This is a genomic window from Klebsiella sp. CN_Kp091 (assembly GCF_040065095.1).
GTDB classification, from domain to species: Bacteria; Pseudomonadota; Gammaproteobacteria; order Enterobacterales; family Enterobacteriaceae; genus Klebsiella; species Klebsiella aerogenes.
This window is the reverse complement of sequence record NZ_JBEAIO010000049.1, coordinates 167547-184009: the sequence shown is the minus strand read 5'-3', so window position 1 is coordinate 184009 and position 16463 is coordinate 167547. Positions and strand designations below refer to the sequence as shown.

Genomic DNA, 16463 nt, shown 5'->3' with positions numbered 1-16463 from the left:
TGAAGTTCAAAGGCGTAAAAAAAGAGAAAATCAGCGGTAGTGATTTTCTCTTTTCCGCGTATAAGGGCATTTTCGTTGCCAGATCAATAACGATCGGCGATTTTGATAAACGTTGCTCTCAGAGTGATACGGCTTATCAAACCCCGACCAGCTCATACTTTTTGATTTTGCGATACAGCGTCGCAATGCCGATCCCGAGCTCATCGGCGGCCTGCTTTTTATTGCTATAGCGCGTCAGGGCGTCGCGGATCATCTGTTTTTCCATCTCCTCCAGCGCCGTTCCCCCCTCTTCTTCTTTCGCAACGCTGGCTGGCGCTGCCCGGGTGCTTTCCCGCTCGGTGACTTTGCCGCTGCTGATAAGATTTGGCGGCAGCAGAGAAAGATCAATCACCTCGCCGGAGGGAACCACGTTAACCAGATACTCCATCAGGTTACTCAGCTCGCGAATATTGCCCGGCCAGCGGTAGTTCTTCAGTAAGGCGATGACTTCCGGGGACACGCCGGGATAGACCAGCTCCAGCCGACGGGTGTGCAGATGCAGGAAATAGTGAATCAGCAATTCGATATCATCCTGACGCTCGCGCAGCGGCGGCAGGCGCAGCGGGATGACATTAAGACGATAGAACAGATCCTCGCGGAATTTCCCTTCGGCAATGAACTGCTCAAGGTTCTGGTTGGTGGCCGAAATAATGCGGATATCGACCGGGACAGGGTGGCTGGCGCCCACCGGTTGAATTTCGCGCGATTCAATCGCCCGCAGCAGCTTGGCCTGCAGGGTTAATGGCATATCGCCGATTTCATCAAGAAACAGCGTGCCGTGATTAGCCGCCTGAATCAGACCGGTCTTACCGTTGGCCGAGGCCCCGGTAAATGCGCCTTTGACATAGCCAAAGAGCTCGCTCTCCAGTAGCTGCTCGGGGATGGCCGCGCAGTTGATCGCGATGAAAGGCTTCGCCTGTCGGTCGCTCAGCTTATGCACCGCGCGAGCGACCACCTCTTTGCCGGTCCCACTTTCACCGACGATCATCACGCTCGACGGGCTTGGCGCCACGCGGGTAATCAGTTTTTTCAGCTGACGCATTGGCCGACATTCGCCAACCATCTGTTCAATCTGCGGGCCATCCTGCGGTGGCGCCAGATCGGCTGACGAATGCGACTGGTGGAAGGCCATTAAGAACAGCCATTGATCCTGAATAGCGTGCAGCTGACCGATAATCAGTTCTTTCTTATCATCAAATGAAATCACGTGCTGAACATGGCCGCGAATAAAATTTTGCGCAAAAGTCAGCGGACGAAAATGAATAGTTTTGCCAATCATACTGCCGTGATTCGCGCCAAGGATTTTCATCGCCGCCTGATTGGCAAATTTAACTTTTTGATCCTGGCTAACCACCAGCACGCCCTGATCCATGTTTTCAATCATGGTGGAAAACATTTTAAGCATATTGTCTCCCCCACCCTGGTCTTCTAACAGGCGGGAGACAAATATTGAAGAAACGTGGCGTACATAATCTGAGAACTCGTGGAGGTTGTCATTAATGCGCTCCTGCTGTTCGCGAGTTAAGGCGACCAGACTAATAACCCCGACACACTGTTCCTGATAAATCACCGGGGTACCCAGAAATGCCTTCTCTTTACAGTTCTCTTTATTGGTACAACCTTTACACAAGGGATCAAAACGCGAATGAGTTACGACCTTTTCTTTTTTTGTTTCTATTATGTAACGTAAAAGTCGCGAATCTGTATTTAATTTTCGCCCCAGGAATTTACCGTAGGCGCCGGTACCGGCGACCCGGCACAGCGTATTGTCGACAATCTCGACTTCGAGTTGTAACACGCTGGAGAGCATGCGGGCAAAACGTTGAATCGTTGGCTGAATCTGCATTAAAACGGATAGCGAATTGGAGGGAATCATAATTGACCTTTTAATATCAGTAGCCGAAAGAGAATGCTGAAGATCGACTCTTTTTATTCTGCGTTTATCATACTACCGCCGGCCGACCTGAAAAAAGGTGCCAACCCTGCGCTTTTTTACAGCTTAAAGAAAATATGGAAGAGGTATCACATTTTCCTCTCAATATGATAATCCGCAGGTCAAAATTATCATTTTGGTGACAAACTCATCGTCGCAGATCGATATCTACGCTTGTCTGATGGCTCAAATTTAATTTGCCGTAACAACTGGCAAATGAATTTCATTTCCATCAAGTGAGCGTTATAAGCCATTTTTCGTGACCCGCCTCGCATAATTTCCGGCTTTTCTGCTCAGCCACCGCGACTCAATTATAACTGGCACGCTTATTGTTAGTGGTAATACAGCGCTGGCCGTCGCCACTTACATCAATGTCATTTCGACTGCACAGCAATCAATAAGCCGTCATTCACTACCAGGATCGAAATATGAAAACTGTTAACGAACTGATCAAGGATATCAATAAGCTCAACTCTAACCTGCATGAAAAAGACTTTTTGCTGACGTGGGAGCAATCGCCGGACGAGCTGAAGCAGGTACTGGATGTCGCCGCGGCGTTGAAAACGTTGCGGGCGGAAAACATCGCGACCAAAGTTTTTAACAGCGGACTGGGTATTTCGGTCTTTCGCGATAACTCGACCCGCACCCGCTTCTCTTATGCCTCGGCGTTAAACCTGCTCGGCCTGGCGCAGCAGGACCTCGACGAAGGCAAGTCGCAGATTGCCCACGGTGAAACGGTACGTGAAACCGCCAATATGATCTCCTTCTGCGCTGACGCTATCGGTATCCGCGACGATATGTATCTCGGCGCCGGCAACGCCTATATGCGTGAAGTCGGCGAAGCGCTGGATGACGGCCACAAACAGGGCGTACTGCCGCAGCGCCCGGCATTAATTAACCTGCAGTGCGACATTGACCATCCGACGCAGGCGATGGCCGACCTGGCCTGGCTGCGTGAGCACTTCGGCTCGCTGGAAAATCTGAAAGGTAAAAAAATTGCCATGACCTGGGCCTACTCACCAAGCTACGGCAAACCGCTTTCCGTTCCGCAGGGGATTATCGGCCTGATGACCCGCTTCGGTATGGACGTCACCCTCGCCCATCCTGAGGGCTACGATCTGATCCCGGATGTGATCGAAGTGGCGAAGAAAAACGCCGCGGCTTCCGGCGGCAGCTTCCGTCAGGTCACCGATATGGCGGAAGCCTTTAAAGACGCCGATATTGTCTACCCGAAATCCTGGGCGCCATACAAAGTGATGGAACAGCGCACCGAGCTACTGCGCGCCAACGATCATGACGGGCTGAAAGCGCTGGAAAAAGCCTGTCTCGCCCAGAACGCCAATCACAAGGACTGGCACTGTACCGAAGAGATGATGAAGCACACCAAAGACGGTGACGCACTGTATATGCACTGCCTGCCGGCGGATATTACCGGCGTCTCCTGCGAGGAGGGCGAAGTCACCGAAGCGGTGTTCGAGAAATACCGTATCGCCACCTATAAAGAGGCCAGCTGGAAGCCATACATCATCGCCGCCATGATCCTCTGTCGCAAATATGCCAAACCCGGTCAGTTGCTGGAACAACTGCTACAGGACGCGCAAAAACGCATCAAATAACTTCGCGAGCCGGTCTGCGGGCCGGCTTTCCCGACTCCAAAGAAGGATAAGGACAGAATATGTCTGCTTTTTCGCTGAAAATGGATATTGCCGACAACCGTTTCTTTACCGGTGAAACTTCGCCGCTGTTCTCTCGTCAGCAGGCGCAACAGGCGCGCCATTTTCATCAAAAAATCGCCGGTTACCAACCGACGCCGCTGTATGCCCTGAAGGAACTGGCGACGCTGTTCGGCGTAAAGAACATCCTGGTAAAAGATGAATCCCAGCGCTTTGGCCTCAACGCCTTCAAAATGCTCGGCGGCGCCTACGCCATCGCTCAACTGTTGTGCGAAAAATACCATCTCGATATTAACGCTTTCTCGTTTGATACCCTCAAATCCACCATCAAAGAGAAGATGACTTTCGCCACGACCACCGATGGCAACCACGGGCGCGGCGTCGCCTGGGCCGCCCAGCAGCTAGGGCAAAACGCGGTGGTGTATATGCCGAAAGGGTCAGCGCAGGAACGCGTGGATGCCATTTTGCGCCTCGGCGCGGAATGTATCGTTACTGATATGAACTACGACGATACCGTGCGTTTTACCATGCAAACCGCACAGAAAAACGGCTGGGAAGTGGTACAGGACACCGCATGGGAAGGTTACACCAAAATCCCGACCTGGATTATGCAAGGTTACGCCACCCTCGCCGATGAAGCGGTAGAACAGATGGCGGCGATGGGCATTGCTCGCCCTACCCACGTCTTCCTGCAGGCCGGTGTCGGCGCGATGGCAGGCGGCGTGCTCGGCTATCTGGTCGACGTCTTCGGCGCCCGCGATTTGCACTCGGTGATTGTGGAACCTGAACTGGCGGACTGCATCTATCGCTCCGGGGTAAAAGGCGACATCGTCAACGTCGGCGGCGACATGGCCACCATCATGGCAGGACTGGCCTGCGGCGAACCTAATCCGCTGGGCTGGGAAATCCTGCGCAACTGCGCCACCCAATTTATCTCCTGCCAGGATGCCGTGGCCGCCCTCGGTATGCGCGTACTCGGTAATCCTGTCGGCAATGACCACCGGGTTATCTCCGGGGAATCCGGCGCCGTCGGGCTCGGAACGCTGGCCGCCGTCCACTTCCATCCCGAGCGCCAGGCGCTAATGAACAAACTGGGGCTTGATACTCACTCCGTGGTGCTGGTCATCAGCACTGAAGGCGACACCGACGTGCAGCATTACCGCGAGGTCGTCTGGGAAGGCAAGCTGCCGGCAGCACAATAAACGTTCAACTTATTCAACATATTCATCCCGCGAAGCGGGAAACCAGGACCGGAGAGTTAATTCATGGCTAAGCACATTCCTTTCAAACTGATTGTCGAAAAAGCAAACCACTACCAGCAGGATATGACCCGCTTCCTGCGCGATATGATCGCCATCCCCAGCGAAAGCTGTGACGAAAAACGCGTCGTGCATCGTATTAAAGAAGAGATGGAAAAAGTCGGCTTCGATAAAGTCGAGATCGACCCGATGGGCAACGTGCTGGGCTATATCGGCCACGGCCCGCGACTGGTCGCCATGGACGCGCATATCGATACCGTTGGCATCGGTAACATCAAGAACTGGACCTTTGACCCCTATCAGGGAATGGAAACCGACGAACTGATCGGCGGGCGCGGCGCGTCTGACCAGGAAGGCGGGATGGCGTCGATGGTCTACGCTGGAAAAATCATCAAAGATCTCGGTCTGGAAGATGAATATACCCTGCTGGTGACCGGTACCGTTCAGGAGGAAGATTGCGACGGTCTGTGCTGGCAGTACATCATCGAACAGTCCGGCATTCGCCCGGAATTCGTGGTCAGTACCGAGCCGACAGATTGCCAAATCTATCGCGGCCAGCGCGGGCGTATGGAGATTCGTGTCGATGTCCAGGGGGTCAGCTGCCACGGCTCGGCGCCAGAGCGCGGCGATAATGCCATCTTCAAAATGGGTCCAATTCTTAACGAACTGCAGGAGCTCTCCCATAACCTGGGCAACGATGAGTTCCTGGGTAAAGGCACCCTCACCGTTTCAGAAATTTTCTTCACCTCGCCAAGCCGCTGCGCGGTTGCCGACAGCTGCGCGGTCTCTATCGACCGCCGTCTGACCTGGGGCGAAACCTGGGAAGGCGCGCTGGATGAAATTCGCGCCCTGCCTGCCGTGCAGAAGGCCGGTGCCGTGGTCTCAATGTACAACTATGAGCGTCCGTCATGGACCGGGCTGGTTTATCCAACGGAATGCTACTTCCCGACCTGGAAAGTGGAAGAGGATCATTTCACCGTGCGCGCGCTCAGCAACGCTTATGAAGGGCTGTTCGGTAAAGCGCCGGTGGTCGACAAGTGGACCTTCTCCACCAACGGCGTTTCCATCATGGGCCGTCACGGCATCCCGGTTATCGGTTTCGGTCCGGGTAAAGAGCCGGAAGCCCATGCGCCAAATGAAAAAACCTGGAAACAGCATCTGGTGACCTGCGCCGCGATGTACGCCGCAATCCCGCTGAGCTGGCTGGCAACGGAGTAAGTTCGTTCGGTTATTCCTCCCGCCGCGCGTCGGCGGGAGTCTGGAGTTTTTATGCGCGTACTGATTAAAAACGGCATCGTGGTCAACGCCGACGGCCAGGCAAAACAGGATCTGCTGATTGAAAACGGCCTGGTCAGCCAGCTCGCCGAACGGATTACCCCGACCGAACCTTGCCAGACTATCGATGCCGCAGGTTGCTATGTCATGCCCGGCGGCATTGACGTTCATACTCATTTTAATATTGATACCGGGCATGCCCGCAGCTGCGATGATTTCTTCACCGGCACCCGCGCCGCCGCCTGCGGCGGTACCACCACTATCGTCGATCATATGGGCTTCGGCCCCGCCGGCTGCCGCCTTCGTCACCAGCTAGAGGCCTATCACGGATATGCTGCCTACAAAGCGGTGATAGACTACAGTTTTCACGGCGTTATCCAGCATATCAACCATGCCATCCTCGATGAAATCCCGATGATGGTTGAAGCCGGGATTAGCAGCTTCAAGCTCTACCTGACCTACCAGTATAAGTTGAACGATGATGAAGTGCTTCAGGCGATGCGCCATCTCCACCGCGCCGGCGCACTAACCACCGTTCATCCGGAAAACGACGCCGCTATCGCCCGTAAACGGGCCGAATTTCTGGCGGCCGGTAAAACCGCGCCGCGCTACCACGCCCTTAGCCGCCCGCTGGAGTGTGAAGCGGAGGCTATCGCGCGAATGATCAACCTCGCCCAGCTCGCCGACAACGCGCCGCTGTATATCGTTCATCTCTCCAACGGCCTGGGGCTGGATTATCTGCGTCTCGCCCAGCGGCGGCGCCAGCCGGTGTGGATTGAAACCTGTCCACAATATCTGCTGCTTGACGACCGGTGCTATGAACGCGAAGACGCGCTGGGATATCTGTTAAGCCCGCCGCTGCGCAACGCCAGCAACAATGATGCGCTGTGGTGTGGTATCGCCGATGGTTCGATCGACGTGGTGGCGACCGATCACTGCGCTTTCTCGATGGCCCAACGCCAGCAGCTCTCCGGCGGCGATTTCAGCCGCTGTCCGAACGGCCTACCGGGGGTGGAAAACCGCCTGTTGCTCATGTTTTCCCACGGCGTCATGACCGGGCGGATCTCAGCGCAGCGTTTCGTCGCGCTAACCAGCGCCACTCCCGCGAAGCTATTTGGCCTGTGGCCGAAAAAAGGACGATTAGCGCCCGGCGCAGACGGCGATGTCGTCATTATCGACCCGCAGCGCACCACCACGATCCGCCATGAGATGTTGCATGACAACGCCGACTATTCACCCTGGGAGGGCTTTATCTGCCAGGGCGCGATTCGCCAGACCTTATCGCATGGTCGGGTCATTTTTGATAATGGCACCTTTACCGGCAGCGCTGGCCAAGGGCGCTTCTTACGCCGCGATCCCTTTTCTACCGCTCACCTTCCGGTCAGCGGAATCATATCTTAAGTGAGGTATTCATGAGTAAGAAAATTGTACTCGCCCTCGGCGGTAACGCGCTCGGCGAGGATCTGGCCGGACAAATGCAGGCCGTCAAACAAACCGCGCAGGCTATTGTCGACCTGATAGCTCAGGGCCACCAGGTGGTCGTGACCCACGGCAACGGCCCGCAGGTTGGGATGATTAACCTTGCCTTCGAAGCCGCTGCCAAAACCGAGGCCCATACCCCGATGCTGCCCATGTCGGTCTGTGTGGCGCTAAGCCAGGGTTATATCGGCTATGACCTGCAAAACGCCCTGCGCGAGGAGCTGCTGTCGCGATCGATGCATATCCCGGTGGCGACAATCATCACCCAGGTGGAAGTCGACGCCAACGACCCGGCGTTCAAAAATCCGACCAAACCTATCGGCTCTTTTTTCACGGCACAGGAAGCGGAACAGCTGACGCGTCAGGGGTACATCATGAAAGAAGATGCCGGACGCGGCTATCGCCGGGTTGTCGCCTCGCCGCAGCCGGTTGATATTATTGAGAAAGAGACGGTCAAAGCGCTAATGGACGCCTGCCACGTGGTGATCACCGCGGGCGGCGGCGGGATCCCGGTAATCCGCGAAGGCAATCATCTGCGCGGCGCCAGCGCGGTAATTGATAAAGACTGGGCCAGCGCTAAACTGGCGGCGATGATCGACGCCGACATGTTGATCATCCTGACCGCGGTCGAGAAAGTGGCAATCAACTTTGGCAAACCCAACGAGCAGTGGCTGGATAAGCTGTCGCTCAGCGATGCCGAGCAGTTCATTCGTGAAGGCCACTTCGCTAAGGGGTCAATGCTGCCGAAAGTTGAGGCCGCCGCGTCATTCGCCCGTTCACGTCCGGGACGCAAAGCGCTCATCACCGTATTAAATAAAGCCAAAGAAGGGATTGAAGGAAAAACCGGTACGGTCATTGAAGGGTAAAAAGGCACCGAATGTAGCCCCGGTAAGCGGTAGCGCCACCGGGGATTTTGAGGCCATCAACACCGGCTTCGTGCTGCTATCTACGCCACCGACAATAACTCACTCTTCTCTTTTACTCTTTTATTCATCAGCGTCATCAGCGCCTCAAGCACCCCGCCGCCAATGGCGCGCGCCTTATCGGAGACGCTGGTAAAATCGGCGCTGGCGCCGCGCGGGTCGATATCGCCAATTTTAAAGCCGCTATCAACCACTAACCCATCGCTGAGCAAACCACGCACCATACCGCTTAGTGGCGCAATAATCTCGGCCTCGCCGACGGTGGCGATGATATCGCCTTCGTTAACAATATCACCCAGCGCCACCATCGCTCGCATCACCCCGGCCCCCGGCGCGCGGATCACCCGCCGGGAAGTATGCCCAAGAATATTACCTGGAACCCCGGTGTTTTCCTGCGCTTTGCCATCGTAAATCACCTGCCCCAGCCAATGACCGCGATTGGTTTCAATCACCGCATGGCAATCCACGCCGGCGCAAAAACCAGGACCCAGCGCAATAACCGCTGGCGCCATTTCTCGTTGCGTACCAAAATTCTCTTTCGCCAGAATGGCATCCACCACGCAGACAGGGCGCAGTTCAGTCAGCGATTCGCACAGCGGATCCACCAATACCGGAATCACGCCATTTTCAATTACCCGGATGGCCTCCTGAGCGGATGACACCCGCTTCGCCATCACCCCTTCTACCGTCATTTCACCGTCGAAGACTGCCTGGGCAAAAGCGACGCTACGGCGGATAACCGTCGGCTTCGCCACTTCCAGCATCACCACTTTGAACCCGGCATGCCACAGGCGCAGAGCCACGCCGCTGGCGATATCGCCGGCGCCGCGAATAGCGACCAACTGCTGCTGCGCAGGCGTGGCAGCCGCCATCAGCAGGCCGCCTGGCGCACGATTTTTTACCTGCAGGATTTCCGCCAGAATGCTAATCGCTATCTCATGCGGCGTTTCGGCGCCAATGTTATAGCCGACCGGCGCGTGTAGGCGGGCAATATGTTCTGCGGCAACGCCGTTCTCCCGCAACTGGCGTAAAAACACCTGGACTTTACGGCGGCTCGCCAGCAGCCCAAGCCAGGCGACCGGTTGTTCAATCAGTTTATCCAGCGCTTCACGATCCTGGTTATTGGTGGCGATTAACACAAAGTCATCGCCGCGGATCGCCAGATTTTCCACCGCCTCACTGAAGGTTTCGGCATGCAGCAACTGCGTTGCCGGCGGAAAATAGTCGGGGTTCAGACTCTCTGGATAGATATCGGCCACCGCCACCTCAAAACCGAGCAGCGCCGCGCTTTGCGCCACCGCGCGGTTCACGTGCCCGGCGCCGATCAGCACCAGACGCGGGCGCAGGCCATGTATGCTAATATAGACCGACATCGCCCCGCCGCAATCGGAGCCGACCGCATCGCTGCCGCTGCGCGCCATCCGCCCATGAAACATGCGCGACGCTTTTTCGCTGAGCGCTTCCAGCGCCTGTTCAATCACTTTGCGCTCAACCATGCCACCGCCGATGGTGCCGACTATCGAACCATCTTCACGAATTAACATCTGCGCCGAATGGCGCGGCGTTGAGCCGCGGCTATCGACAATCTGCGCCAGCGCAAACGGGCGATTCTGTGCTTCGAGTTTTGCCGCTTCAGAGAAAATATTCATAACAACCTCAATGGATATCCGCTATGCGCCCAAGCCGGGGCGTCACTCTGTTGTTCGTCGTCGCGTTATCGCGGGTTGCTCTTGTACCGCTCCCGCCCACAGTGCGTTAATCCCCCACTGCTGCAACAGCGCCTCCTCCGGTAAATTCTCATTTTGAGAAAGCTGATTCAGCAGCAGGATCCGGCGACTGGATGGCGGAACGCCTTTAAACGCTCCCTGCGGATGCGTAATTAAGCGATGCAGCATTGGCCAACTCAGCGCCGTATCCGGCGCCGCGCCGGTGATCCGGGAAAAAAGGGGCCAGCGATGAACGGTCGCTGGCCCAACGTTTTGCCCGAGCCTCCAGGCCCCCATGACGGCAATAACGCAGCAACAGGATTGAGGTATGCAAGGTTCGTGCTCAGCTGGCGCTTTTAAAGCGAAACCGTGAGCCCCGTCAGCTTCTACCAGCACCACATCCACGCGCCCCGCGGCAACCAGCGCATCAAGCTGTTGCGGGCTAAACCCACGAACCTTACCCGCAGGGGCGAGCCATGAGGCGTAACAGGCCTGCAGCGGCCGCTGCCAAACCTCGACAGGCAGCGCCAGCGGTTCGCGGCAAATCACCACAGGTAGTGATGCCGGGAGATACATATGGGTAGTCGTGGTGAGCAGAACTCGCCGGCCAGACTCAAGAAAACGCTGCGCCAGCCACATTAAGGTACTGGTTTTGCCTCCCGCGCCGACGGCGGAAATGAGCAGCGGACCATCATTTACGCCTAAATCACAAAACAGCGATTGCATATGCGGTATATTTTCCATGCGCTGGCCAGGATTCCATTATTCAGGGAGGAGTATGAGACAGGTCGATTGTATTATTACCGCCGCCGGATTGTCCTCCCGGATGGGACAGTGGAAAATGATGTTACCCTGGCGTGGAACGACAATACTTGATGCAAGTATAAAAAATGCCCTGCAATTCTGCTCGCGTATTATTCTGGTGAGCGGTTTTCGCGCAGAGGAGTTACATCAACGCTATTCGGCGCATCCGCAAATAACCCTGGTTTATAATCCCAACTATCAGCAGGGTCTGTTTACTTCTGTTTGTGCTGGCGCGAGCCGAGTGCGAAACAACTTTTGTTTTATCACCCTCGGCGATTTACCCTGCCTGCCGGCTGCACTTTTCCAGCGGCTGTGGCAACATCGCGGAGACAGCGCTCTTCTTCCGCAATATCAAGGCGTACCGGGCCATCCCATTCTTATTGCCGGCGCGCACTTGCGCCAACTTATCACTCTCGATGGACCAGGCTCAATGCGCAAACGGTTATTACAAAGCCGCCATCGCTGCCTGGAGTTAGATTTTCCGCAAATGGTCTGGGATATCGATACCCCTGCTGATTTTATTCGCCTGCAAAACCAGGATTAATCATGCCTTTGTCGGGAAATTATCATTGTGATATTTCGCCGTTTATTTTGAGAAATCCCGCCGGATAAAAATATAGAGTGATTTTAATTCTCATTACCATAGCGTGAGCCTATTCACAAAGCCAGGTGTTCTTTAGATCTCTCTCACATTTTTAATTATTCAAACCTTCTGCCTTTAATAACTGGTTCGATTGTTGCTCCTCCTTAACTATCCGTCGGAATAAGCACTACTAACCGGCAAATTTGATTGCACAAATAAAGGAGAGGGTTATGGGGGATATCATGCGTCCCGTCCCGTTTGAGGAATTATTGACGCGCATTTTCGATGAGTATCAACAACACCATTCCATTTTTGGTATTCCTGAGCAGCAGTTCTATTCGCCCGTCAACCAACGCCGGGTAAGCGTCTTCGGCGAAAGCTGCGCCACCCCAATCGGTCCCGCCGCCGGGCCGCATACCCAACTGGCGCAGAACATCATCACCGCCTGGCTCACCGGTGGGCGATTTATCGAGTTGAAAACCGTACAGATCCTCGACCGGCTTGAGCTGGAAAAACCCTGCATCGATGCTGAAGACGAATGCTTTAACACCGAATGGTCTACGGAATTTACGCTGCAAAAAGCGTGGGATGAGTATCTTAAAGCATGGTTTATTCTGCATCTTTTGGAAGAGGTTTTCCCGTTCACGCCGGCGAAGAACGGTAAGTCCTTTATTTTCAATATGAGCGTCGGTTATAACCTGGAAGGGATCAAGCAACCGCCGATGCAGCAGTTTATCGATAATATGATGAACGCCGCCGGGCAACCCAAATTTACCCAGTACCGCGACACGCTGAACCGCTGGCTGCATGATGACGCCTTCCTCACCCGCTTGTCGCTGGATGATATTCGCCCACGGCTGGCGACGCTCGCGGAACGCATTCCTGCAAAACTGGTACAAGGGGTTACCCTCTCTACCATGCATGGTTGCCCGCCAGATGAAATCGAAGCGATCTGCCGCTATATGCTGGAAGAGAAACAACTCAACACCTTCGTGAAGCTCAATCCGACGCTGTTGGGCTACCCGCGGGTACGCGAAATTCTCGACACCTGCGGCTTTGACTATATCGGTCTGAATGAAGAATCTTTTGAACACGATCTTAAAATCGGCCAGGCGCTGGAAATGTTGACGCGCCTGATGGCGTTGGCGAAAAGTAAACAACTTGGCTTCGGCGTGAAGCTGACCAACACCCTCGGCACGGTCAACAATAAAGGCGCACTGCCCGGCGATGAGATGTATATGTCCGGCCGCGCGCTGTTCCCGCTCTCCATCAACGTTGCGGCGCTGCTCTCGCGTGAATTCGACGGCAAACTCCCGATCTCCTACTCCGGCGGCGCCAGCCAGCTCAATATTCGCGATATCTTTGAAACCGGGATCCGCCCCATTACCATGGCGACCGACCTGCTGAAACCCGGTGGTTATCTGCGTCTTAGCCAGTGCATGCGCGAGCTGGAGCAGGCCGATGGCTGGGAGATGAATCAGGTCGACGTCAAGCGCCTGAACGCGCTGGCGGAAAAAGCGGTCAGCATGGAGTACACGCAAAAACACTGGAAGCCTGACGATCGCATCGACGTTGGCGAGCCGCTGCCGTTAACCGACTGCTACGTCGCCCCTTGCGTCAGCGCCTGCGCCATCAAACAGGATATTCCGGAATACATTCGCCTGATGGGCGAACAGCGCTATGCCGATGCGCTGGAGCTTATCTATCAACGTAACGCGCTGCCGGCGATTACCGGTCACATCTGCGATCACCAGTGCCAGTACAACTGTACGCGTCTTGATTATGACAGCGCGTTAAATATCCGCGAGCTGAAAAAAATCGCCCTTGAGAAAGGCTGGCCGGAATACCAACGCCGCTGGCATAAACCGGCAGGTTCCGGCAGCCGAAATCCGGTTGCGGTGATTGGCGCAGGCCCGGCGGGGCTGGCGGCGGGCTACTTCCTCGCCCGCGCCGGCCACCCGGTCACGCTCTTTGAACGCGAAGCCAACGCGGGCGGAGTGGTAAAAAATATCATTCCGCATTTCCGCATTCCCGCTGAACTTATCCAGCAGGATATTGAGTTCGTTGTTAATCACGGCGTCAACATTGTCTACGGCTGCGACCCGCATCTCACCGTCGAAAAACTCCGTCAGGAGGGTTATCGCTATGTACTGATCGGCACCGGCACCGACAAAAACAGCGGCGTGAAGCTTGGCGGCGACAATCCGAATATTCATAAGTCGCTCAACTTCCTGCGGGCGTTCAACCAAGGCGATCGCCTGAACGTGGGTAAACACGTGGCCATTGTCGGTGCGGGTAACACCGCTATGGACTGCGCCCGCGCGGCGCTGCGCATCCCGGGCGTTGAGAAAGCGACGGTGATTTATCGCCGCTCCCAGCAGGAGATGCCGGCATGGCGCGAGGAGTACGAAGAAGCCCTTCAGGATGGCGTTACGTTCCGTTTTCTCAGTAACCCGGAGCATTTCGCCGCTGACGGCACGCTGACCGTCCGCACCATGGCCCTCGGCGAGCCTGATGAACAAGGTCGACGTCGCCCAATGCCCACCGATGAAACCTGGACGCTGCAGGTCGATACGCTGATTACCGCCATCGGTGAACAGCAGGATGGCGAAGCGCTGGCGGCTATGGGGATCCCGCTCAACGACCACGGCTGGCCTGAAGTTAACGCTGATGGCGAAAGCCGTCTGGCTAACGTCTTCCTGATTGGCGACGTACAGCGTGGCCCTTCTTCAATCGTCTCGGCGATAGGCAACGCCCGTCGCGCCAGCGACGCAATCCTTAAGCGCGAGAATATCCGCAGCCACTTCGGCGATAAACAGTGGAATAACGTCGATCCCGCGGACATCTACCGCCGCAAAGGGACCATTGCTATCGCTCAGGTTGATAAAGACGACCGCGATGCTTTTGTCGCGCAGGAGGCGGAACGCTGCCTCGAATGTAATTACGTCTGCAGCAAGTGCGTTGATGTCTGCCCGAACCGCGCCAATGTCTCAATTGCGGTACCGGGGTTCGACAACCGCTTCCAGACGCTGCACCTCGATGCGTACTGCAACGAATGCGGCAACTGCGCGCAGTTCTGCCCATGGCAAGGCAAACCTTATAAAGACAAGGTCACCGTTTTTAGCCTCGAACAGGATTTCAACAACAGCAGTAATCCGGGTTTCCTCGTGGAACAGCAGCGGGTTCATGTCCGTCAGGACGGTCTGATCTGGCAGCTGGAAATCGATACTCAGGGTCAGTTCGTTGAAGTACCGCCGCAGCTGGATGCCATGTGCCGCATCATCAGCCACGTTCATCAACATCATCACTATTTGCTGGGAGCCGTCGAAGTATGAGTATCTTAGTGCTTAAAAATGCCACTCTTGCCCAGCTTCACCCGGCAAAAGTGGAAGAAGGTATCGATATCGTCATCGAAAATGACAGAATTCTCGAAACAGGCGCGAACCTGAGCCCGCGTTATCCGCAGGCGCGTATTAAAGAAATGCGCGGTCGGCTGGTGATGCCGGGGATGGTCTGCTCACATAACCATTTTTATTCCGGCCTGTCGCGCGGGATTCAGGCCAATATTGCGCCGAGTCCCGATTTCATCTCGACGCTGAAAAATCTGTGGTGGCGGCTCGACCGCGCGCTCGATGAGGAATCCTTATACTACAGCGGGCTTATCTGTTCGCTGGAGGCCATTCGCAGCGGCTGCACCGCCGTCATTGACCACAGCGCGTCGCCGAACTATATCGCCGGTTCGTTAAGCCAGTTGCGTAACGCTTTCATCAAGGTCGGCCTGCGCGGCATGACCTGCTTTGAAACCACCGACCGTAACGGCGGGCTGCAGGAACTTCAGGCAAGCGTCGAGGAAAATATCCGCTTTGCCCGCGAAATCGATCGGGCGCGGGAAAGCGGCGACGAGCCGTATCTGGTAGAAGCGCATATAGGGGCTCATGCGCCGTTTACGGTTCCTGATGAGGGGCTATTAATGCTTCGCGAAGCATTAAAAACAACCGGGCGCGGCCTGCATATTCATATGGCGGAAGACCGTTACGACGTTTCTCATAGCCACCATCACTACGGTAAAGATCTGCTGGTACGTCTGGCGGAGTTCGATCTCATCGATAGTAAAACGCTGGTAGCGCACGGGCTGTATCTGTCGGAAGCTGATATTGAACTGCTGAACGCGCGTGATGGTTTCCTTGTCCATAACGCCCGCTCTAACATGAACAACCACGTTGGTTATAACCAGCAGTTGACGGCGTTTCGCAACCTGGCGCTGGGCACCGACGGCATCGGCTCCGATATGTTCGAAGAGCTCAAGTTCGCTTTCTTTAAACACCGCGATGCCGGCGGGCCGCTGTGGCCGGATAGCTTTGCGCGGGCATTAAGCAACGGTAACACGCTGCTTAGCCGCAACTTTAACGACCGTTTTGGGCGTATTGAGGCAGGCTATAAGGCGGATTTAACCATCAGCGATTATATTCCGCCGACGCCGCTGCTGGCGGCTAATCTCGCCGGGCACATCGCCTTCGGTATGGGGGCCAGCCACGTTCATAGCGTGATGGTGAATGGCGTCATGGTCTATGAGGATCGGCAGTTCGCTATTGATTGCGATACGATTTTCGCCGAAGCGCGGAAGGTGGCGAAGAAGATGTGGCAGCGGATGGATGCATTGCCGTAATCCCATCACGCAAAAACAAAACCCGGTCGCTGTACCGGGTTTATTTTTTGGCTTCTAGCGGGGCTATAAATAGCGCAGGAACATCGTTGGGTAGCCCGGATAAGACGCAGCGCGTCGCCATCC

General features: G+C 55.5%; 11 protein-coding genes. 8 read left to right on the top strand and 3 right to left on the bottom strand.

The window, feature by feature from the left end; genetic code table 11:
* Positions 1–136: 136 nt before the first annotated feature.
* Complete coding sequence (locus ABLV17_RS21380) at positions 137–1915, bottom strand: sigma-54-dependent Fis family transcriptional regulator (RefSeq protein ID WP_087858459.1); 1779 nt, start codon at positions 1913–1915, stop codon at positions 137–139.
* A gap of 485 nt (positions 1916–2400) precedes the next feature.
* Here ABLV17_RS21380 and ygeW point away from each other — a divergent pair, with 485 nt between their 5' ends.
* From ygeW to arcC, 5 genes are all read left to right on the top strand, one after another.
* Entirely contained in the window at positions 2401–3588 is a 1188-nt protein-coding gene (gene ygeW / locus ABLV17_RS21375; RefSeq protein ID WP_015366901.1) for a knotted carbamoyltransferase YgeW, read from the top strand.
* Between the two features lie 59 nt (positions 3589–3647).
* The gene (gene dpaL / locus ABLV17_RS21370; RefSeq protein ID WP_087858457.1) at positions 3648–4847 is read left to right on the top strand and encodes a diaminopropionate ammonia-lyase; all 1200 of its coding nucleotides are present in this window, start codon (positions 3648–3650) and stop codon (positions 4845–4847) included.
* A 63-nt stretch (positions 4848–4910) separates the two neighbouring features.
* Positions 4911–6122 carry a YgeY family selenium metabolism-linked hydrolase gene (locus ABLV17_RS21365; protein ID WP_015705213.1) on the top strand — a complete coding sequence of 404 codons (1212 nt, stop codon included), beginning with the start codon at positions 4911–4913 and terminating at the stop codon, positions 6120–6122.
* Positions 6123–6173: 51 nt separating this feature from the next.
* Positions 6174–7580 (top strand): dihydropyrimidinase, encoded by a 1407-nt coding sequence (gene hydA, locus ABLV17_RS21360; protein WP_308958299.1) that lies wholly within the window; start codon positions 6174–6176, stop codon positions 7578–7580.
* Between the two features lie 11 nt (positions 7581–7591).
* Positions 7592–8524: a carbamate kinase gene (gene arcC / locus ABLV17_RS21355; protein ID WP_087858454.1), complete on the top strand. Its 933-nt coding sequence runs from the start codon at positions 7592–7594 to the stop codon at positions 8522–8524.
* Positions 8525–8604: 80 nt separating this feature from the next.
* Here the strand turns inward: arcC and yqeB are convergent, their stop codons facing one another.
* Both yqeB and yqeC read right to left on the bottom strand, forming a co-directional pair.
* A complete protein-coding gene (yqeB, locus tag ABLV17_RS21350; protein ID WP_308958298.1) occupies positions 8605–10230 on the bottom strand; it encodes a selenium-dependent molybdenum cofactor biosynthesis protein YqeB in 1626 nt (541 codons plus the stop codon).
* A gap of 42 nt (positions 10231–10272) precedes the next feature.
* Positions 10273–11031 carry a selenium cofactor biosynthesis protein YqeC gene (gene yqeC, locus ABLV17_RS21345; protein ID WP_087858452.1) on the bottom strand — a complete coding sequence of 253 codons (759 nt, stop codon included), beginning with the start codon at positions 11029–11031 and terminating at the stop codon, positions 10273–10275.
* A gap of 34 nt (positions 11032–11065) precedes the next feature.
* On the opposite strand from yqeC, the gene ABLV17_RS21340 reads away from it, so the two are divergent.
* The 3 genes from ABLV17_RS21340 to ssnA all read left to right on the top strand — a co-directional run bounded on the left by ABLV17_RS21340 (position 11066) and on the right by ssnA (position 16340).
* Positions 11066–11635, top strand: a complete 570-nt coding sequence (locus ABLV17_RS21340) for an NTP transferase domain-containing protein (protein WP_308958297.1) — start codon at positions 11066–11068, stop codon at positions 11633–11635.
* 269 nt (positions 11636–11904) lie between these two features.
* The gene (gene ygfK, locus ABLV17_RS21335) at positions 11905–15009 is read left to right on the top strand and encodes a putative selenate reductase subunit YgfK (protein ID WP_087858450.1); all 3105 of its coding nucleotides are present in this window, start codon (positions 11905–11907) and stop codon (positions 15007–15009) included.
* The gene (ssnA, locus tag ABLV17_RS21330; RefSeq protein WP_308958296.1) at positions 15006–16340 is read left to right on the top strand and encodes a putative aminohydrolase SsnA; all 1335 of its coding nucleotides are present in this window, start codon (positions 15006–15008) and stop codon (positions 16338–16340) included. Before ygfK ends, ssnA begins: the two co-directional genes overlap by 4 nt.
* Positions 16341–16463 lie beyond the last annotated feature (123 nt).